At 38.7% G+C, this 19,806-nt stretch carries 16 protein-coding genes; 9 read left to right on the top strand and 7 right to left on the bottom strand.

Annotated features, from left to right (window positions below):
• Positions 1-5: 5 nt before the first annotated feature.
• From P0077_RS20000 to P0077_RS19970, 7 genes are all read left to right on the top strand, one after another.
• The gene (locus P0077_RS20000) at positions 6-587 is read left to right on the top strand and encodes an O-methyltransferase (RefSeq protein WP_276166966.1); all 582 of its coding nucleotides are present in this window, start codon (positions 6-8) and stop codon (positions 585-587) included.
• 41 nt (positions 588-628) lie between these two features.
• Positions 629-1,399, top strand: a complete 771-nt coding sequence (locus tag P0077_RS19995) for a class I SAM-dependent methyltransferase (RefSeq protein WP_276166965.1) — start codon at positions 629-631, stop codon at positions 1,397-1,399.
• A 90-nt stretch (positions 1,400-1,489) separates the two neighbouring features.
• Positions 1,490-2,020: an acetolactate synthase small subunit gene (gene ilvN / locus P0077_RS19990; RefSeq protein ID WP_276166963.1), complete on the top strand. Its 531-nt coding sequence runs from the start codon at positions 1,490-1,492 to the stop codon at positions 2,018-2,020.
• A gap of 94 nt (positions 2,021-2,114) precedes the next feature.
• Positions 2,115-3,590, top strand: a complete 1,476-nt coding sequence (ilvC, locus tag P0077_RS19985; protein ID WP_276166962.1) for a ketol-acid reductoisomerase — start codon at positions 2,115-2,117, stop codon at positions 3,588-3,590.
• 74 nt (positions 3,591-3,664) lie between these two features.
• Positions 3,665-4,915, top strand: coding sequence for a threonine ammonia-lyase IlvA (gene ilvA / locus P0077_RS19980; RefSeq protein WP_276166960.1), 1,251 nt, complete (start codon positions 3,665-3,667; stop codon positions 4,913-4,915).
• Positions 4,916-5,064: 149 nt separating this feature from the next.
• Positions 5,065-6,645, top strand: coding sequence for an NADP-dependent glyceraldehyde-3-phosphate dehydrogenase (locus tag P0077_RS19975; RefSeq protein ID WP_276166959.1), 1,581 nt, complete (start codon positions 5,065-5,067; stop codon positions 6,643-6,645).
• A gap of 278 nt (positions 6,646-6,923) precedes the next feature.
• Entirely contained in the window at positions 6,924-8,123 is a 1,200-nt protein-coding gene (locus P0077_RS19970; RefSeq protein ID WP_276166958.1) for an MFS transporter, read from the top strand.
• A gap of 99 nt (positions 8,124-8,222) precedes the next feature.
• Here the strand turns inward: P0077_RS19970 and leuB are convergent, their stop codons facing one another.
• The 5 genes from leuB to leuC all read right to left on the bottom strand — a co-directional run bounded on the left by leuB (position 8,223) and on the right by leuC (position 13,438).
• Entirely contained in the window at positions 8,223-9,278 is a 1,056-nt protein-coding gene (leuB, locus tag P0077_RS19965; RefSeq protein WP_276166957.1) for a 3-isopropylmalate dehydrogenase, read from the bottom strand.
• Between the two features lie 70 nt (positions 9,279-9,348).
• The gene (locus tag P0077_RS19960) at positions 9,349-9,696 is read right to left on the bottom strand and encodes a four helix bundle protein (protein ID WP_276166956.1); all 348 of its coding nucleotides are present in this window, start codon (positions 9,694-9,696) and stop codon (positions 9,349-9,351) included.
• Between the two features lie 58 nt (positions 9,697-9,754).
• Positions 9,755-11,269, bottom strand: coding sequence for an alpha-isopropylmalate synthase regulatory domain-containing protein (locus P0077_RS19955; protein ID WP_276166955.1), 1,515 nt, complete (start codon positions 11,267-11,269; stop codon positions 9,755-9,757).
• A gap of 117 nt (positions 11,270-11,386) precedes the next feature.
• Positions 11,387-11,983 carry a 3-isopropylmalate dehydratase small subunit gene (leuD, locus tag P0077_RS19950; RefSeq protein WP_276166954.1) on the bottom strand — a complete coding sequence of 199 codons (597 nt, stop codon included), beginning with the start codon at positions 11,981-11,983 and terminating at the stop codon, positions 11,387-11,389.
• Between the two features lie 39 nt (positions 11,984-12,022).
• Positions 12,023-13,438: a 3-isopropylmalate dehydratase large subunit gene (gene leuC, locus P0077_RS19945; RefSeq protein WP_276166953.1), complete on the bottom strand. Its 1,416-nt coding sequence runs from the start codon at positions 13,436-13,438 to the stop codon at positions 12,023-12,025.
• A gap of 321 nt (positions 13,439-13,759) precedes the next feature.
• On the opposite strand from leuC, the gene P0077_RS19940 reads away from it, so the two are divergent.
• Positions 13,760-14,743, top strand: a complete 984-nt coding sequence (locus P0077_RS19940) for a hypothetical protein (RefSeq protein ID WP_276166952.1) — start codon at positions 13,760-13,762, stop codon at positions 14,741-14,743.
• Positions 14,744-14,763: 20 nt separating this feature from the next.
• Here P0077_RS19940 and P0077_RS19935 read toward each other — a convergent pair whose 3' ends face one another.
• Complete coding sequence (locus P0077_RS19935) at positions 14,764-15,162, bottom strand: DUF3592 domain-containing protein (protein WP_276166951.1); 399 nt, start codon at positions 15,160-15,162, stop codon at positions 14,764-14,766.
• A 314-nt stretch (positions 15,163-15,476) separates the two neighbouring features.
• On the bottom strand, positions 15,477-17,720 hold the full coding sequence (gene katG / locus P0077_RS19930) for a catalase/peroxidase HPI (protein WP_276166950.1): 2,244 nt from the start codon (positions 17,718-17,720) through the stop codon (positions 15,477-15,479).
• A gap of 606 nt (positions 17,721-18,326) precedes the next feature.
• On the opposite strand from katG, the gene P0077_RS19925 reads away from it, so the two are divergent.
• Positions 18,327-19,760 (top strand): SGBP N-terminal domain-containing protein, encoded by a 1,434-nt coding sequence (locus tag P0077_RS19925; protein ID WP_276166949.1) that lies wholly within the window; start codon positions 18,327-18,329, stop codon positions 19,758-19,760.
• Positions 19,761-19,806: the final 46 nt, after the last annotated feature.

The following is a 19,806-nucleotide window of genomic DNA, read 5'->3' as shown; positions in this document are numbered from 1 at the left end:
TAAAGGTGTTAGATTCCAATATACAGGACAAGCCAAAAATCCATCAACAAATAGAACAGAAGTCCAAGGAAATTGGTTTTACCATGCCTTCGGATGTATATATTGGCACATTGCTGAAAACCTTGATGACCTCAAAACCGAAAGGAAGATTTTTGGAGCTGGGTACGGGAATTGGCTTGAGCCTTTCTTGGATGGTAGATGGTATGGATGCCGAGTCTAAGTTGATTTCATTAGACAATGACCCGAAGCAAATTGAGATTGTTTCTGGATATTTTAAAGGGGACGAACGAGTGGAGGTGATTTGTGAAGATGGCTCAAAATGGATAAAGAACTATTCGGGAGATAAGTTCGATTTAATTTTTGCCGATGCCTGGCCAGGCAAATACAGTGAGATAGAAGAGATATTGAGTTTTGTGAAAGTTGGTGGTTTTTATGTGATAGATGATATGACCGCTCAACCAAATTGGCCGGAAGGGCATGAGGATAATGTAGAGCGATTGGTTAAGTATTTAGAAAACCGGGCTGATTTTACATTAACCAAATTAAATTGGTCCACAGGGTTGATTATTGCTGTTAGGAATAGTTAAATCATGCAAAAGTAGAAGTATTAGAAAAAGAATAGCTAAAAATGATACAGGTAGCACATAGTTGGAACGCTAAACTTTATAATGATAAGCATGCTTTCGTATACGATTACGGTAAGTCCCTTATTGAGTTGCTTGCACCAAAATCGAATGAGCGGATACTTGATTTAGGCTGTGGTTCTGGTGAATTGACTTTTGATATAAGTGGCTTGGCGAAAACGGTGGTGGGACTTGATAAATCTCCGGAAATGATTGCCAAGGCAAAATATAATTTTCCTTCTATAAACTTTGAAGTTGGAGATGCAGCTAATTTTAAAGTTGAAGAAAAATTTGATGCTATTTTTTCGAATGCTGCACTCCATTGGGTAGTACAGTATAAAGCTGCAATAGCAAATATGTACCGGGCTTTGAGAACAGGGGGCAGGATAGTTGTTGAGTTTGGTGGTAAAAATAATATTCAAACTATAAGTGATGCACTCCGAGAAAGTCTTTCTAAGAGAGGTTATGAGAAACAAGCAAAGACTACTCTTTGGTACTTTCCATCAATTGGGGAATATGCTTCAAAGTTAGAAGCTGCTGGATTTGAAGTTGTTTTTGCACAATCGTATGATCGGCCAACTGAATTGGTTGACAGTCATACAGGCATTGTAGATTGGATTATGATGTTCGGGAGTTCCTTTTTTGATGGAGTCAATAATGAAGATATCGCAGAGATAAGTAAAGAAGTACAAGATAAGGTTAAACCAGAGCTGTATAGAGATGGTAAATGGTATGCCGATTATAAACGGATTAGGGTTGTAGCTCGTAAAAAGTGAAATCCCTCCCTCGAGTGCAGTCGAGAGGTTAAAAATGAATGAGAATGTTTTTTGTCGACTGCGCTCGATGAAACTATTTTAAAAAGAACAATGGAAAAACAATGGTTTACCATATCGGTATATTCGGAAAACAACGTAGGTTTACTGAATAGGATTTCTGGAATTTTCTTAAAGAGACATATTAATATTGAAAGTTTAAACGTCTCAAAATCAGAAATTGAAGGTGTTTCTAAATTTACGATTGTTGTATACACTACCGAGAAGTGGACACGTAACATCGTGGGCCAAATAGAAAAGCAAATTGAGGTAATAAAAGCCTTTTATCATAGGGATGATGAAACCATTTATCAAGAATCCGCTTTGTTTAAAATAGCCTCAAATCTTCTTTTTGATGAAAGACAGATTCAAAATATCATAAAGGATAACAATTCGCAAATCGTTACCGTTGCAAGAGACTTTTTTGTAATCGCAAAATCAGGTCGCAGAAACGAGATCAATGATATGTATGATGAGCTTAAGCCTTTTGGTATCATGCAGTTTGTACGTTCGGGCCGTATTTCGGTTTCAAAGGAAGAAATGCAGATTACCGCTCTACTGAATGAGTTTTATCAAGATAAATAACTAAATAGAAATCAATAATTAATTTAATAAAGAATTCTGGCTATCGTCTATTTTAGAATAACTTTGGGTGGAATTTGAAAAACACGATTGAAAAATGGCAAATTACTTTAATACACTATCATTAAGAGATCAGCTGACGCAACTGGGCAAATGTAGGTTCATGGATGCTTCAGAATTTGCAGATGGTGTATCGGCTTTAAAAGGAAAAAAAATAGTTATTGTTGGTTGTGGGGCCCAAGGCTTGAACCAAGGTTTGAACATGCGCGATTCAGGATTGGATATCGCTTACACCTTGCGTGATGCTGCCATCAAAGAAAAAAGACAATCGTTTTTAAATGCCACAGAAAACGGATTCACCGTTGGTACGTACGAAGAGTTGATTCCTTCTGCCGATGTAGTGATCAACCTTACTCCAGATAAGCAGCATACAGCTGTGGTTGGTGCAGTAATGCCATTAATGAAAAAAGGAGCTACATTATCATATTCTCACGGTTTCAATATCGTGGAGGAAGGTACTCAGGTTCGTGAAGACCTTACCGTAATTATGGTAGCGCCTAAGAGTCCAGGTTCTGAGGTTCGTGAAGAGTATAAAAGAGGTTTTGGTGTGCCAACTTTGATCGCGGTTCACCCAGAGAATGATCCGGAAGGAAAAGGCTTGGAGCAAGCTAAAGCATATGCTGCCGGTACAGGTGGGCATAGAGCGGGTGTTCTAGAGTCTTCTTTTGTAGCGGAAGTAAAGTCCGATTTAATGGGTGAGCAAACTATCCTTTGTGGATTGTTGCAAACTGGTAGTATTCTTTGTTTCGATAAAATGATCGAGAAAGGTATTGATGCTGGTTACGCTTCTAAATTAATTCAATACGGATGGGAAACTATTACCGAAGGTATGAAGTATGGTGGTATCACTAACATGATGGACCGTCTTTCAAACCCTGCAAAAATTAAGGCTTTTGAACTTTCGGAAGAATTAAAAGATATCATGCGTCCGCTTTTTCAAAAGCATATGGATGATATCATGACCGGTCATTTCTCTAAAACCATGATGGAAGACTGGGCCAACGATGATAAGAACTTATTGACTTGGAGAGCTGAAACTGGTGAGACTGCTTTTGAAAAGACACCAGCTGGCGATGTAGAAATCTCTGAACAAGAGTTTTATGATAATGGTGTTTTAATGATTGCTATGGTTAGAGCTGGTGTTGAGTTGGCTTACGAAAGTATGACCGAATCTGGCATCATTGGTGAGTCTGCTTACTATGAGTCTCTACACGAAACTCCGCTAATTGCTAATACCATTGCAAGAAAGAAATTGTTTGAAATGAACAGAGTTATTTCTGATACTGCTGAGTACGGTTGTTACTTGTTCGATCATGCATGTAAGCCTTTATTGACTGACTTTATGAAAAATATCGATACAGATGTAATCGGTAAAGCTTACGCCGGTACTAAAGGTAATGGTGTTGATAATGCCAAATTGATTACAGTGAACAAAGTACTTCGCGAGCATCCTGTAGAAATCGTTGGAGCTAGACTTCGTGCCTCTATGACGGCAATGAAGCCTATTGTATAATTAATAGAACAACCCTGTCCTTTTTTTAGACGCTCCTTTTTAGGAAGTCAAAATTCTCGACAGGGTTTTTTCATATGACCTATTTCCCTAACATATCAGATATTAAAAAGGCGGCTTATACCATTGCTCAGGTAGCAACGGAAACTCCGTTAATGCCCAGCATACGTTTATCCAAAGTTTATGATGCCAATGTGCTTCTAAAACGAGAGGATTTACATCGCGTACGGTCGTATAAAATTCGTGGGGCATTCAATAAGATCAGCTCGCTTTCCGAAGAAGAAAGAAAAAACGGAATTGTTTGTGCCAGTGCAGGTAATCATGCTCAAGGTGTGGCCTTTGCCTGTAACCATTTAAAGATTGAAGGCAGGGTATACATGCCATCTGTGACACCCAAGCAAAAAGTGGAACAGACAAAAATGTTCGGTGGCGAATGGGTTACCGTAGTTTTGGAAGGGGATACTTTTGATGATTCTTCAAAGAGTGCTCGGGTATTTTGTGAGGAAAATAAGAAAGTTTTCATTCATCCTTTTGATGACCCCAAGGTAATAGAGGGACAAGGTACGGTTGGTTTAGAGTTGTTAGAACAGTTTAAGCAACCTATAGATTACATTTTTGCTGCAATTGGAGGTGGTGGATTGGCTTCTGGATTGATTGGGGTTTTTAAGGAGCTGTCTCCAAACACCAAAATTATTGGGGTGGAGCCGGAGGGTGCTCCTTCCATGAAAACATCCATAGCAAACAATAGCAATACCGAGCTTTTAAAAATTGATAAGTTTATTGATGGAGCTGCAGTTCAGAAAGTAGGCGACCTCACCTTTGAAATCTGTAAAAACGGACTTCATGATATGGTTACCGTTCCAGAAGGTAAGGTATGTCAGACTATTTTGGATCTCTATAACAGAGATGCCATTGTTGTTGAGCCTGCGGGCGCATTGACAATTACCGCTTTGGATATGTTTTCTGAAGAGATCAAAGCCAAGAATGTGGTTTGCATTCTTAGCGGCAGCAACAATGACATAACCAGGACTGCAGAAATTAAAGAGCGGGCTTTACTTTACGGTCAGCTTAAGCATTATTTTATTGTTCGATTTCCACAAAGACCGGGTGCATTAAAAGAATTTGTGGCCGAAATTTTAGGTCCTGATGATGATATCACTCATTTTGAATACTCTAAAAAGTCCAGTAGAGAGAACGCCCCGGCTATTGTAGGGATAGAATTAAAGAGTCCTGATGACCTTGACCCATTGGTTCAGCGTATGAAAGCCAATAACTTTTATGGGGATTATTTAAATGATAAGCCAGACTTGTTTCAATATTTGGTGTAGGGTTTCACAATTTGCACTTCTTTTATGAAAAATTGATAAACGCAGGGCGATTTAATTTTTTCATAACCAACTCTGATTTGTTAATTATGTATTTTCGTTATAACTACTTTTTGTAGTCTTACAATCTATGACAATAAACCATTCTGAAAATGAAAGCAATACCCGAAGAATATCAGATTACTAAAACTATTGATCAAAAGAAGTATTTGGTAAATGGTGAATTAAAAACGTGGAACGGAAACACTACCGAGGTGTATTCAACTATATCTTCCACCGAAGAATATAAGCCTACGTTATTGGGTAGCATTCCGGATATGGGGGAGCCCGAAGCCCTGGATGCCCTGGATGCAGCAATGAAGGCTTTTGGAAGGGGACAAGGGGTTTGGCCTACAATGCACGTAAAAGACCGTATTGAATGTATGGAAAACTTTGTGCGTCAGATGAAAACGAAGCGCGAAGTGATTGTTAAACTATTGATGTGGGAAATCGGTAAGTCGTTACCGGATAGCCAGAAAGAGTTTGACCGTACAGTAGATTATATTAACGACACAATTGAAGAATATAAAGACTTAGACCGTAATTCGGCTAAATTCCAAAAGCAAGATGGCGTTTATGCACATATAAAAAGAGGACCTCTAGGGGTCGTGCTTTGTCTTGGACCGTATAATTACCCTTTAAATGAAACCTTCGCTTTGCTTATTCCTGCTATTATTATGGGGAATACAACAATCTTTAAGCCAGCGAAACATGGGGTCTTGTTGATTACTCCGCTTTTGGAAGCTTTTCAAAGTAGCTTTCCTAAAGGCGTTGTAAATATTCTCTTTGGTAGGGGTAGAGCGGTTGCTGCACCCATTATGCAAACGGGCAAAGTAGATGTACTTGCATTAATCGGGAACAGTAAGTCTGCAAATGCGTTGCAAGAGCAACATCCAAAAAGTAACCGACTTCGTTTGGTTTTAGGATTAGAGGCTAAAAACCCGGCTATTGTTTTACCTGATGCTGATTTAGATTTGACTATTGATGAATGTATTGCCGGAACCTTGTCCTTTAACGGACAACGTTGTACGGCTTTAAAGGTAATTTATGTTCATGAAGATGTAAGGGAGGAGTTTTTAAAGCGATATGCAAAACGAGTAGATGCGCTAAAATTTGGGAACCCGTGGGATAATGGGGTGAAATTAACACCACTTCCAGAACCGGGCAAGTCGGCATATATTCAAGAATTGATTGATGATGCGGTCGCAAAAGGTGCTAAAATAAAGAATAAAAAAGGAGGGCAGCAGTTAGATAATTACATTTGGCCTGCCGTTTTGTATCCGGTAACTAAAGATATGAGAGTGTATCAAGAGGAGCAATTTGGGCCAATTGTACCGATACTTTCATTCTCGGATATTGAAGAACCATTAAATGATATGGCCGAAAGTAATTATGGGCAGCAAGTAAGTTTGTTCGGAAAAGATGTATATGCACTTTCTCCGCTTATCGATACTTTGGTAAATCTGGTTTGCAGAGTAAATCTGAACAGTTCTTGCCAGCGTGGGCCGGATATGTATCCGTTTACCGGAAGAAAAGATTCCGCACAAGCTACGTTAAGTGTTCATGATGCCTTACGCTCTTTTTCTATTCGGACATTCGTGGCCTTCAAGGATAATGACCTGAATAATGAAACGGTTCAGCAATTGTTGGAAGCTAAATTATCCAATTTCGTTAGTACAGATTATATTTTATAAGTGGCCCATATGTGATGATATGATATGTTTTCAGTTTTGTTTTTAAACATATTTTAAGCTTTTCTGAAAGTATCTAAAAAATATATAAAATATGACATTTTACCCCTCTTTTGAGGGGTATTCTTTTTTATAGGGTAATATGGAACATAAATGTGATAAGTAGGCATAGCTGAGCAAAATTATCTTACCCTACATTTGTAACGTAAATAGGAGAGGTTTCTGTAATGTAAGTTTTAGTATGGAACAGAGACAAATGTCGAATGAAAAATTTTTATGATATGAAAACAAACACAGCAAATAGAAAAGCGCTTATAGCTTTAGCGATAGGAGGTTTTGGTATCGGGTTAACAGAATTCGTTATAATGGGGATTCTTCCCGATGTTGCCAAAGGTCTAAATATTACCATTCCGGAAGCGGGGCACTCTATTGCAGCGTATGCATTGGGAGTTGTTGTAGGAGCGCCGTTATTGACAAAAATAGGAGCTAAGTTAAATGCAAGGACCGTTTTGTTATTGCTAATGGGGTGGTTTACCCTGTTCAATACGCTTTCTGGTTTTGCGGATAGCTATACAACCTTATTAATTACTCGGTTTTTATCAGGACTTCCACATGGTGCTTTCTTTGGAATAGGTGCGGTGGTAGCAGGTAAATTGGTAAAAGCAGGAAAATCAGCTCAAGCCATTGCGGTTATGTTTTCCGGTTTAACTATTGCCAATGTAATCGGGGTGCCCACAGGAACGTATATTGGCCATCACTATGATTGGAGTATATCTTTTTTTATGGTAGGTGTAGTTGGTTTGATGGCTATTCTTAGTGTTTTGCTTTGGATGCCTAAAATCGCCCCTGAACTTCCAAAACCACGGTCTAAGGATAATAAAGGGTTGAGGAATGCAGAACTTTGGGCATTGATTGCTCTGACAACCATTGGAACAGGTGGGTTCTTTGCATGGTACAGTTATATTGCACCATTAGTAACGGATGTTGCCGGTTGGGGGGAGCATATGGTCAGTTATGCCATGATATTGGCCGGTCTAGGTATGGTGGTCGGTAATTTTGTGGGTGCAAAGATGGCGGAATGGTTTGTACCTTTAAAAGCGGTAGCCATAAGTTTAGGTTTTATGGTGGTATTGCTATTGATCAATTCTGTTGTTGCAACCAACCCACAAATGCTGTTGGTTATGACTTTTATAATCGGGTTGGCTTCATTTACAGTTTCAACCCCTATTCAGATGGCTATAATCAATACATCTAAAGGAAATGAAATGTTAGGGTCCTCAATGAATCAGAGTGCTTTTAACATGGGTAATGCTTCAGGAGCTTATTTGGCAGGACTTCCAATTGCTTACGGATTTGGAGTTACATATTCAGGAGTGGTGGGCGCAGTACTTGCCGGAACCGGTCTGGCCATGGCCGTTGGTATTCTCGTGTATAGAAGACAAAGAGCCAATAAATATAGAAAGTTGGCTTATAATAGTTAGATGAAATAAGTAGACATGGCTAAAATATAAATGACATTTTGCGCCATAAAAAAACCTCCCAAGTTTGCCTTGGGAGGTTTTTTGCTAATTAAAGTATGTTTAAATATTCTTAGCTAACCAATCACCAACTTCGCTGGTTTTATATGATTTTGCATCTTCAGAAAGGTCTTCTGTTACAACACCTTCAGCTAAAGATTTGTTTACCACACGACGGATATCCTCAGCTTCTTCCTGTAGACCGAAATCTTCAAATAGCATAGCAGCGGAAAGTACGGTTGCTAATGGGTTGGCAATATCTTTGCCTGCAGCTTGTGGATAAGAACCGTGAATAGGTTCGTATAATTTTGTTTTCTCACCAACTGAAGCAGAAGGCATCAAGCCCATAGATCCAGAAATAACTGAAGCTTCATCCGTTAGAATATCGCCAAAAAGATTTTCGGTAATGATAACATCATATCCTTTAGGCCATTGTACCAAACGCATGGCTACGGCATCAACAAATTCATAGGAAACCTCTACCTCAGGATAATCTTTTTCCATTGCTTGTACAGTTTCTCTCCATAGGCGAGAAGATTCCAAAACGTTGGCTTTATCCACACAACAAAGGCGTTTAGAACGATTCATTGCCATTTCAAAACCTTTTTTTGCTAAACGTTGAATCTCTGCACGAGTATAGGTCATGGTGTCAAACGCAGTGTTGCCATCGTCTTTTCTTCCGCGTTCACCAAAATATACACCGCCTGTCAATTCACGAAGAATAATCAAATCCGTACCTTCAATGCGCTCACGCTTTAAAGGCGACTTATCAATTAACGAAGGGAATGTAAAGGTTGGGCGCACATTGGCGAACAAGCCTAATTTTTGTCTCATTTTTAATAAACCTTGCTCCGGACGAACTTTTGCGGAAGGGTCGTTATCAAATCTCGGATGACCGATTGCTCCGAAAAGTACGGCATCTGCATTGGCGCAAACTTCGTGCGTATCATCTGGATAAGGTTCTCCAACGGCATCAATAGCTGCAGCACCCGTCAATGCAGGTTTCCAGCTGATTTCATGCTTATATTTTGTTGCGATAGCATCACAAACTTTTACGGCTTGGTCAATTACTTCGGGGCCGATTCCATCTCCGGCCAATAGGGCAATGTCTAGTTTCATTCTTTTTGCTTTACGCGGCACGCCAATCGAGTTTTACACTATTTGTATTTTAATTGGTGTGTAAGGTTAATTAAATCTTATTTATCAAATTATTTAAACTTCTCCTAATTTTGTCAACTTTATCATTAAGTTCTGCAAAAACTTGTTGCTCCAAATATCCTAAATCTTTGGTTAAGACCGTAAAATATTCTAGTTCGTTTACAGATCCTTGTGAAATGATGGGAAACCGTCTGAACTCAGCATCCGATTCTCTTTTACAGCCTTCTGTTATATTTGAAGGGATTGAATAGGCAGCTCTACGCATTTGACTTACTATTCCGTATATTTCCTGTTTCGGGAAATTTTGAGTTGACTTATAAACGTTTAAGGTTATTTCGTGTCCTAATTCCCAAACCTTATACTTTCTATAATCCCTCATTTGTTTTTAAATATTAATTTTGCCATAAACAGCTATTGGCGATGAGCGAATGGCTCAATTATATAATATTGAGCATCTTTTCAGTTGCTTTGATTGCTGATACCGTTTGATCGGAATCCAAACCTCGAGTGGTTAACTCTTTGCTTCCATTTTGCCATGTAATTATGGTCTCGCATAAAGCATCGGAATTACTCCCTGGTGGTATTCGTACGGCATAATCGATTAAATTTGGTAATTCTATCTTTTTGGATAGATACAGTTTGCGCAGGGCGTTCATAAAAGCATCGTATTGCCCATCTCCTTGTGCATGAGCCTCTAAGAGTTCGCCGTTCATTTCTAAAGAAACTGTTGTTGATGGTCTTAAGCCCATAGCGTGGGTAAGAACATACGATTTTATGAAAACCTTTTGTTGATGATTTCCGCTATCTAAAATATCGGAGATAATATAAGGTAGATCTTCCTTGGTAACTCTCTCCTTTTTGTCGCCCAGTTCAATAATACGTTGGGTTACTTTCTTAAGTTCGTCATCATTCAAGGTGAGGCCCAGTTCTTGAAGATTCTTCTGAATATTTGCTTTTCCAGATGTTTTTCCTAAGGCATATTTACGTTTTCTACCAAAACGCTCCGGCAAAAGATCATTAAAATACAAATTGTTTTTACTGTCTCCGTCCGCATGTATACCAGCAGTTTGTGTAAATACATTATCGCCAACTATAGGCTTGTTATACGGAATGCCAACACCTGTAAACGCAGAGACAAGTTTACTTACTTTAAACAATGATGATTCATTTACATTGATATCAACATCTGTCAGAAAATCTTTAATAACCGCCACTGCACTTGCCATTGGAGCATTGCCTGCACGTTCACCCATTCCATTTACGGTAAGGTGAAGACCGTGACAGCCAGCTTTTGCGGCTTCCATCACATTTGCCACGCCAAGGTCATAATCATTATGCCCATGAAAGTCAAAATGACTATTTGGGTAACGTACGACAGTTTCTGAAATGAAATCAAAAGTTTCGGTATGGGTGAGTACGCCCAAAGTATCTGGCAGTAAAATTCTTTTTACCGGCTGCTGCGCTAAAAAATCTAGATATTGAAACACGTATTCTTTTGAATTTCGCATTCCATTGCTCCAGTCTTCCAAGTACACATTGGTCTCAATATTATTTTCCAAAGCCAATGCTATGGTTTTTTCAATATCCGAGAAATGCTGTTCAGGCGTTTTTTTAAGCTGATGGGTAAGGTGGTTCAGAGAACCTTTTGTGAGCAGATTCTGCACTTGGGCGCCTGCTTTTTTCATCCACTCTATGGAAACACCACTATCTACAAATGTCAATACCTCTACCTTATTGACACAGTTTTCTTCGGATGCCCATTGTACTATTTGCTTAACAGCTTCCAATTCCCCTTCAGAAACCCGTGCTGAAGCAATTTCAATTCGGTCTACTTTCAATTCTTGTAAAAGTAGCTTGGCCAAGGTTAATTTTTCCGAAACCGAAAAAGATACTCCCGAGGTCTGTTCCCCGTCCCTAAGGGTGGTATCCATTATTTCCAGCTTTCTTTTCATTTGCGTTGGGTGTGTTCTTAAACTGTAGTTTTATTTATTAGAGGATGTAAAGGAAAACAATCTGCCGAACTCTAGATTCAACAGATTGTTATATGACGGCCTCTTGTTTTGCAAGCTTTATAAAGGCCTGTCAGAAGCAAATTCTCTAATATCTTCCTGTATATTCAAAAGGTAGTCTATATCATCAAAACCATTTAATAGGTTCGCTTTTTTATAAGCGTTGATATCGAAACTTTCAGATTCTCCACTGCTGTCTATTGTAATAGTCTGTTCTGGTAAGCTCACTTCAAAAGTAGCGTTAGGATCTGCTTCAATGGCTTTTAGAATTTTGTCTAGAAAATCAGCGCTCACCTGAACCGGAAGAACACCAATATTCAAACAGTTATTTCTAAAGATATCGGCAAAGAAACTAGAAACCACACAACGGAATCCGTAGTCATAAACTGCCCAGGCTGCATGCTCACGTGAAGAACCGGAACCAAAGTTTTTACCTCCTACTAAAATTTTACCGCTATAGGTAGGGTTGTTCAGTACAAAGTCTTTCTTTTCTGAACCGTCACCGTTGTAACGCCAATCTCTAAAAAGATTATCGCCAAAACCTTTACGTTCGATAGCTTTTAAGAATCTTGCAGGTATAATTTGATCGGTGTCCACATTCTCAATAGGAAGTGGTACTGCCGATGATTTTAATGTATTGAATTTATCGTATGCCATAATTTCAAATTGTAATTCTGAATTTAGATGTAAATAAGGTTAGGCCGTTTCAAGCTCCATTAATTCTCTTGGATCGGTGACCTTACCCGTAACCGCTGCTGCTGCTGCAACAAGTGGACTAGCTAATAACGTTCTTGAACCAGGACCTTGTCTACCTTCAAAGTTTCTGTTGGAAGTACTTACCGCATATTTTCCGGCAGGCACTTTATCGTCGTTCATTGCCAAGCAAGCAGAGCAACCAGGCTCACGAAGTTCAAAACCGGCTTCGTTCAAAATAGCTAATAGACCTTCGTCTTTTATGGCTTTTTCAACTTTGTGTGAACCAGGAACCAACCAAGCCGTAACATTTGGTGCTTTTTGACGTCCTTTTATCAGCGATGTGAACAATCTAAAATCTTCAATTCTTCCGTTGGTACAACTTCCCAAGAAAACGAAATCGATAGGTTTGCCCATCATACTATCGCCTTCACTGAAGTTCATGTACTGCAACGATTTTCTATACGTGGCTACGCCTCCTTCTACAGCATCCGCTTGTGGAATACCATTAGAAATTCCGATGCCCATACCTGGGTTTGTACCGTAAGTAATCATCGGTTCTATATCAGAGGCATTAAAAGTAATTTCTTTATCGAATTCCGCACCTTCTTCGGTTGGAAGCGATTCCCAATACGCCATGGCTTTATCCCACGCTGCACCAGAAGGGGTAAACTCTCTTCCTTTTACGTATTCGAATGTTTTCTCGTCCGGAGCTATCATACCTCCACGAGCACCCATCTCAATACTAAGGTTACAAACCGTCATACGACCTTCCATAGTCATATCGCGGAAAACCTGACCTGCATACTCAACAAAATAGCCTGTAGCACCAGAAGTTGTCAACTGAGAGATGATGTACAAAGCAACATCTTTAGGAGTTACTCCTTTACTCAAGCTGCCTTCAACATTAATCCGCATGCTTTTAGGCTTGGTCTGCATAATACATTGTGTAGCCAAAACCATTTCCACTTCAGATGTTCCAATACCAAAAGCAATAGCGCCAAAAGCACCGTGGGTAGAGGTATGAGAATCACCACAAACAATTGTAGCGCCTGGTTGCGTAATACCGTATTCAGGACCGACAACATGAACAATACCGTTCTTTTCATGCCCAAGCCCCCAATATGAAATACCAAATTCGTTAGAGTTTTCCTCTAGCATGCGAAGTTGGTTCGCAGAAAGTGGATCTTCAACAGGTAGGTGCTGGTTGATGGTAGGTGTGTTATGATCTGCCGTAGCAAACGTTTTTTCAGGATACATCACTGGGATGTTCCTGTTTTTTATTCCTAAAAAAGCAACAGGACTCGTTACTTCGTGCACCATGTGGCGGTCAATAAACAATACGTCCGGTCCGTTTTCTATGTGTTGTACCACATGCGAATCCCAAACTTTATCGAATAATGTCTTTTTTGTATTCATATTATATAAATTCTAAGCTCACAAATCTAACGAAAGTGGGCGTTGTTAAGAAATTATTGTAGTTGAAAATTACGACGTTCAACGTATATAATTCCAAATATTTTGTGTTTTACCATTTGCGGATTGGTACGCTAAACCGCCAATATTTTTATCATTAAAATTATTCTATCGTTTAAAAGCAACGTTCTACTCAGTATATCGAAATTTTAATCGGGATAACGAAAAAATTATTGGAGTTAAATAATAGGTGATATTTTTGCAGTGCTATGCGTCCAAAAGACAAGGTATTTTATCCCAAATTACCTTAAAACCTACTTGATTATGAAACTGAAGAGTCTATTTCTCATTTTATTCGTTGCATTTACTACAGTGGCAATGAAAGCGAATAATTCACCTATACCAGTAACCGTAAATGAAAGTATAACGGTTACCTTATTTTTTCCTTCAGAAATCAAAAAAGTAATAGAGCCTGCACCTCATTATAAGTTTGAATATGAGCCGGACGCTAGAATGGCTACTCTAGTTGCAAGAAAGGGAGCGGCCAGTAATCTCACGGTGATAACCAAAAATGGGAGTATTTTTTCGTTTCTATTACAATACGATACGGAAGTCAATAATTTCACCTACATGCTGGTTGAAGATCAGGCAATAGGAAAAATGAATGGTTCCAGTGTTGTTGCGGTTAGTGCAAAAAATGACAATACTCATGACGAAAAGGCTGAAAATCAAGAACGTATTGCTGAAAACGACCTTGTTACCGAGGAAAATCCATTTCTAAAAGAAAACGGGAAGACTAAGAAAAAAGAGAAGGCTATACCAAGAAGTAGCAATTCTACAATAGAGGAAACATCTGAAATTACGGGAAGTAGTCTCTACAACTCGGATAGAGAAGGGTATTACCAGATTTTTTGCGAGAATAGTTATTTGAAAAAATCGAGTTTTAAAAAAAGTGTAAATACTATTAATTTAATTGGGCTACAGCTCAACAATATTATCAAGGATCATAATGATTTGCATTTTGTGCTGGAAGTGAAAAACGACTCATGGAGTGATTATAAGGTGAAATCTTTAAGATTTTTTGTTAAATCATTGAAAGGGAGTCACGAAATACAAATTGAAGAGTTGTTTATTTACAATCTACAAGAATCCATTGCGGCCCATAGTAACAATCATCTCGTTTTTGTCTGTAAAGATTTTGTTCTTGGGGAAGGTCAAAATATTTATGCAGTTCTTGAAGAGGAGGGAGGCAAGGAGCGCTCTGTAATGTTAGGTTTGAATGCAAAACAAATTAAACGTAGTAAATAAGCTATTTGCCAGCGTAGCATTTAATCTGTGCTTCCTCCGGTTTTTTTTCTAAAATTGTAAAGCGAAAATAAGATTCCCGCTCCAATTAAGAGGTAAAGTCCATACGATTGCAAAAAGGAGGTTTCCGGAGATTTTGCCAGCGCCGGGTTGGCCTTATCATAATAAATAGTCACCGAATCATTAACCGATTTTAGGGTGCCAATAAAAGGGATCGCTAGTAATTCAACTCTGCTCTTCTGTTGTTTACCATTTTCATCCAAGTAGGAAACAGTAGCAAATGACCTTGTACCCCTAGCTTTTATATTATTGTGTATTTCGGTAATCGTAGCTTTGGTCTCAATCCAGTTTTTATCGGTATCCTGTGCGCTTATAGGCCAATAGAGTAACGCGGTCAAAATGAATAGCAAGTGAATTTTCATGAGGGGGTTTCTTTCTACAAATATGCACATCATTTTATGAATTTGGGCAAATTTTACCAATTTAGTCAGCTTCAATTAGACAATACAAAACTACTTTTTCAACTTCCTAACGCTAAACTTTTTATTTAACTGTTGGAGGTAAAATATCTATTTACCGGTGAATAGGTGTAGATAAATGGGTGACTTTCCTTTTTCATTATTTTGAATTTATCCATAGGAACTGTTGTAACAGCTATTAACTGGCGATAGGGGATATAGCAAAAAAAAGGCAGCTCATAGAGCTACCTTTGTAATAGGGGATTAAGCTTATTTAATTAAATATCGTAACGATCTAAATTCATCACTTTGGTCCAGGTTTTGGCAAAATCACTAACAAATTTCTGTTTTGCATCTTCGGTGCCATAAACTTCGGCCAATGCACGTAATTCAGAATTAGAACCAAAAATTAAATCTACTCTAGTTCCTGTCCATTTTACCGTTCCTGTTTTACGGTCGCTACCTTCAAATAGGGTGTCATCTTCTGAAGCAGCTTTCCAAGTAGTACCCATATCTAGTAGGTTTACAAAGAAATCATTAGTTAAAGCACCAGGTGTTTTCGTAAATACTCCGTTGTTGGAACCGTCATAATTTGCGCCAAGAACACGAAGACCACCAATTAGTACGGTCATTTCAGGAGCAGTTAATGTCAGTAAATTTGCTCTGTCTATCAATAATTCTTCCGCTTGAACAGATAGTTTTTGTTTGGTATAATTTCTAAATCCGTCTGCAATAGGTTCCAAAGCTTCAAAAGCTTCAATATCGGTTTTTTCCTGAGTAGCATCCGTACGACCCGCATTAAAACCAACTGATGTTTCAAAACCAGCAGCTTTAGCAGCATTTTCTACTGCTGCAGTACCCGCTAAAACAACTAAGTCAGCAAAAGAAACCTTCTTGTTGCCAGACTGACTATCATTAAAGTCCTTCTGAATTTTCTCTAAAGTTGAAGTAACCTTTGCCAATTGTGCAGGGTTGTTTACTTTCCAATCCTTTTGAGGGGCTAAGCGAACACGACCACCATTAGCGCCACCACGTTTATCAGAACCTCTAAAGGTTGAAGCAGAAGCCCAAGCAGTTGAAACCAACTCCGCAGTAGATAGACCAGAAGACAAAATAGTCTTCTTAAGGTCTGCTATATCAGCATCATTAATCAATTCAAAATCTACAGCAGGAACCGGATCTTGCCAAAGTAACTCTTCTTGAGGTACTTCAGGACCTAAATAACGGTCTACAGGCCCCATATCACGGTGCGTTAATTTATACCATGCACGGGCATAGGCGTCTTTAAATTCATCTGGATTCTCTAAAAAGTTTCTTGAAATTTTTTCGAACTCAGGGTCAACACGTAAAGACATATCCGTCACCAACATAAATGGTTGGTGGGTTTTCCCTTCAATATGTGCATCTGGCATTTCTCCTGCACCTGCATCACCAACAGGCTTATATTGCCATGCGCCAGCAGGGCTCTTAGTTAATTCCCATTCAAAACCGAATAGATTTTCAAAGAAATAATGGCTCCATTTTGTAGGTGTTTGCGACCAAGCGCCTTCTAAACCACTGGTAATGGTATCTGCGCCAGAACCGGATCCGTAGCTGCTTTTCCAGCCCAAACCTTGTTCCGTAATATCTGCCGCGGCAGGTTCTGCACTAACATAATCATCTGGGTTGGCGGCACCGTGGGTTTTACCAAACGTATGACCACCTGCAATCAAAGCCACGGTCTCATAATCATCCATTGCCATTCTTTTGAATGTCTGTCTAATATAATGTGCAGCTTCTAAAGGGTCGGGATTTGCATTGTGTCCTTCCGGATTTACATAAATAAGACCCATATGTGCTGCACCTAACGGATTTTCCAATTCGTTACCGTCCTCATCATATCTTTGTTTGTTGCCTAACCATTCTGTTTCAGAACCCCAGTACACATCTTCTTCAGGTTGCCAAATATCTTCACGGCCACCAGCAAAACCAAACATTGGCAGCCCCATACTTTCATGAGCTACATTTCCCGTAAGTATCAATAGATCTGCCCAAGAAATCTTCTTTCCATATTTCTGTTTAATGGGCCACAACAGTAAACGGGCCTTATCTAGGTTCGCATTATCCGGCCAACTATTTAAAGGGGCAAAACGTTGGTTTCCTGCACTTGCACCACCTCTACCATCAGAAATACGGTAGGTTCCGGCACTATGCCAAGCCATACGGATGAAAAACGGACCATAATGACCGTAATCTGCAGGCCACCAATCTTGACTAGTGGTCATTAACTCGGTTAAATCTTTCTTTACCGCAGCTAAATCTAATGACTTAAACTCTTCAGCGTAATTAAAATCATCGTCCATTGGATCGGCCATTTTAGAGTGTAACCTTAATATATTAAGGTTTAACATATTTGGCCACCAGTCTTTATTAGTGGTTCCTCCACCTGCTGCTTGATGCATTTCGCCATTTAAAAATGGGCAATTTGCCGCCGAGGATTCATTAACATCCCAAGCTTCACCTTTTCCGTTAGTACTACTCATGATTGTGTCTATTTTATATTGATTAAGTTCTTTTAAGTAAAACTATTGAATTTTAATCTATCAAAAATAATTTTTTAATAGAAAAAATCTATGATGTTATTTTGGACCTACTATACCCGTTGCTTTTTTAATAGGCTGCACTTAAATATACGGATTCTAGGGTTGAAGGTCAACTGATTCTATATTGAAAAAGCATGAATAAGTTAGTATTCAAAACTTTATAGCTTGCCTTTGGCATACTAGTGTGTAAACAAGCTCTAAAAGATTAGATGTAATCTGAACTAGTCAAGCTTCTGTAACGCCTTTCTAATTGGTAAGAACAATGCTTTTTATAGGAAAAACGCCTAGTGCCTAAATTGGTTGTGAAATTATCTTCGGTGCTAATTTCAATTATGAGGATAGTCTTCAAAGGTGAAAATACAGTTAACAATTGGTAAATCAAGAATTCAGTTCCCACGATACATTTCAACATTATGACAAGCTTACCAAATTGGATAAGAGAATTAGATGAAGTTATTCAAAAACAACAAATACGATGATTTTTAGTTATTTAGACAGAGTAGCTACTGAAGATGTACATCTGTACTAATGTAATACATAAGTTTTATGGTAAGAAGCATTGAGAAATCTATATACGCTAGCAGAACAGTATCCCTATTAATGCTTTTGGCAGTACTATTAGCTTCTTGCTCATCAGAAAATGAGGATATTAGCTTGGCTAGTCAAAAAGATGAATTTGAAGAGGTACAGGAAGAGCCCATTGTCATTACAAACCCAAAAATCACCGAATTCACTTTCCTGTCTGCTGATAACGAAGGACTTATTGCAGATATCGTTGGAACTTTAGATGAAGACAACAAAAAAATCTATGTTGCGCTAAATTCTTTCATGCTTTCAATTGAAGAGTTGATTCCTACCATAACCGTTTCTTCAGGGGCTACGGTTAGCCCAAAGTCCAAGGTAGTTCAGGATTTTAATAATGAAGTAACCTATACCGTAACAGCTGGTGATGGTACAACAGTCATTTATACGATTTTACCTACAATAAAAAGTTACATCTGTAGCGCTAATTTACAAGAATCCGGTCCTATCATTGTAAGTGAGGACAATCAAAAAATAGAAAACCTTTATATTAAAACTTCTAGTCAGCATGGCATAGAAATTAATAATTACAGCGGAGTAGTCATCTCTAACTGTATTATTGAATATACCGGTGCTTACATGGGCATTAAATTTTCAAATGCCGATAATTTAACCATAAAAAACAGCTACATTAAGTACACGAATGCACCTGTTGCTGGTCCTTTAGCTGATTTTACTAGCAATTGTATTGAAGGATTGGAGTCTCAAAATTTAGTAATTACAAATGTAAAAGTGGAAGATGGTTCTACCGGAATTCGATTAAACCAATGCGATGACTCTGAGTTAACCTATATAGAAGGGCATAATATGAGAGGTCCTTATCCTAGAGGGCAATTTGTACAATATGATAAGTGTATAGGGGGATTATTAGAGAATTTCTCTGTGATAAATGATCGTGAGGTAGCTTGGACGGAAGATAATATAAGTATCTATAAAAGTGCAGGGCAACAAATTAAAAAAGGCCTGATTATAGGCAACAACAGTCCAACAGGAGTGGGTATTTTATTTGAAGACCAAAATACCGAAGGTGCCCGAGGCGGCTTTGGAGGCGCTGTAGAAGATGTGGATTTTCTAGAGATGGGTAATGGCGTTGTATCCTCGGTAGAAGGTTCTAAGAATGTTACGTTCACTAGAATTCGTGCTAAAGAAATCATTTGTGGCGAGCTTGGACAAGGAAGAGGGATTCCTACCTCTAACTCTCTAATATTCGCAGCTTTTGGTACTGCCGAAAACACAGGGAATAATAAAATAATAGATTGCCTTGTGTATAATTCCTGCAACCCGACCAATATTGTTTGGCCCGAAAATAACTTTGAGGTCATTGACTATAGAGATGATATTGATTTTGAGCCTAGAGCCCCTATAGTTCTCAATTTTTATTGCTTATCTGATGATTAGAGGAAGTAAAGTGATGTCATAGAGTTTTCTTAATCCATTTTCCCGG

It is taken from the genome of Zobellia alginiliquefaciens (assembly GCF_029323795.1).
In the GTDB taxonomy this organism is placed as follows: Bacteria; Bacteroidota; Bacteroidia; order Flavobacteriales; family Flavobacteriaceae; genus Zobellia; species Zobellia alginiliquefaciens.
Note: the sequence above shows the minus strand (reverse complement) of the source record. Positions and strands in the feature narration are given on the sequence as shown.

Excerpts from the sequence above, each read along its gene's own strand:
- P0077_RS19975 (WP_276166959.1), top strand. The coding sequence starts at position 5,065 with ATGAAAGCAATACCCGAAGAATATCAGATTACTAAAACTATTGATCAA.
- leuC (WP_276166953.1), bottom strand. The coding sequence starts at position 13,438 with ATGAATACAAAAAAGACATTATTCGATAAAGTTTGGGATTCGCATGTG.
- P0077_RS19970 (WP_276166958.1), top strand. The coding sequence starts at position 6,924 with ATGAAAACAAACACAGCAAATAGAAAAGCGCTTATAGCTTTAGCGATA.
- P0077_RS19960 (WP_276166956.1), bottom strand. The coding sequence starts at position 9,696 with ATGAGGGATTATAGAAAGTATAAGGTTTGGGAATTAGGACACGAAATA.
- ilvC (WP_276166962.1), top strand. The coding sequence starts at position 2,115 with ATGGCAAATTACTTTAATACACTATCATTAAGAGATCAGCTGACGCAA.
- leuD (WP_276166954.1), bottom strand. The coding sequence starts at position 11,983 with ATGGCATACGATAAATTCAATACATTAAAATCATCGGCAGTACCACTT.
- P0077_RS19940 (WP_276166952.1), top strand. The coding sequence starts at position 13,760 with ATGAAACTGAAGAGTCTATTTCTCATTTTATTCGTTGCATTTACTACA.
- P0077_RS19995 (WP_276166965.1), top strand. The coding sequence starts at position 629 with ATGATACAGGTAGCACATAGTTGGAACGCTAAACTTTATAATGATAAG.
- ilvA (WP_276166960.1), top strand. The coding sequence starts at position 3,665 with ATGACCTATTTCCCTAACATATCAGATATTAAAAAGGCGGCTTATACC.
- katG (WP_276166950.1), bottom strand. The coding sequence starts at position 17,720 with ATGAGTAGTACTAACGGAAAAGGTGAAGCTTGGGATGTTAATGAATCC.
- leuB (WP_276166957.1), bottom strand. The coding sequence starts at position 9,278 with ATGAAACTAGACATTGCCCTATTGGCCGGAGATGGAATCGGCCCCGAA.
- P0077_RS19955 (WP_276166955.1), bottom strand. The coding sequence starts at position 11,269 with ATGAAAAGAAAGCTGGAAATAATGGATACCACCCTTAGGGACGGGGAA.
- ilvN (WP_276166963.1), top strand. The coding sequence starts at position 1,490 with ATGGAAAAACAATGGTTTACCATATCGGTATATTCGGAAAACAACGTA.
- P0077_RS19925 (WP_276166949.1), top strand. The coding sequence starts at position 18,327 with ATGGTAAGAAGCATTGAGAAATCTATATACGCTAGCAGAACAGTATCC.
- P0077_RS19935 (WP_276166951.1), bottom strand. The coding sequence starts at position 15,162 with ATGAAAATTCACTTGCTATTCATTTTGACCGCGTTACTCTATTGGCCT.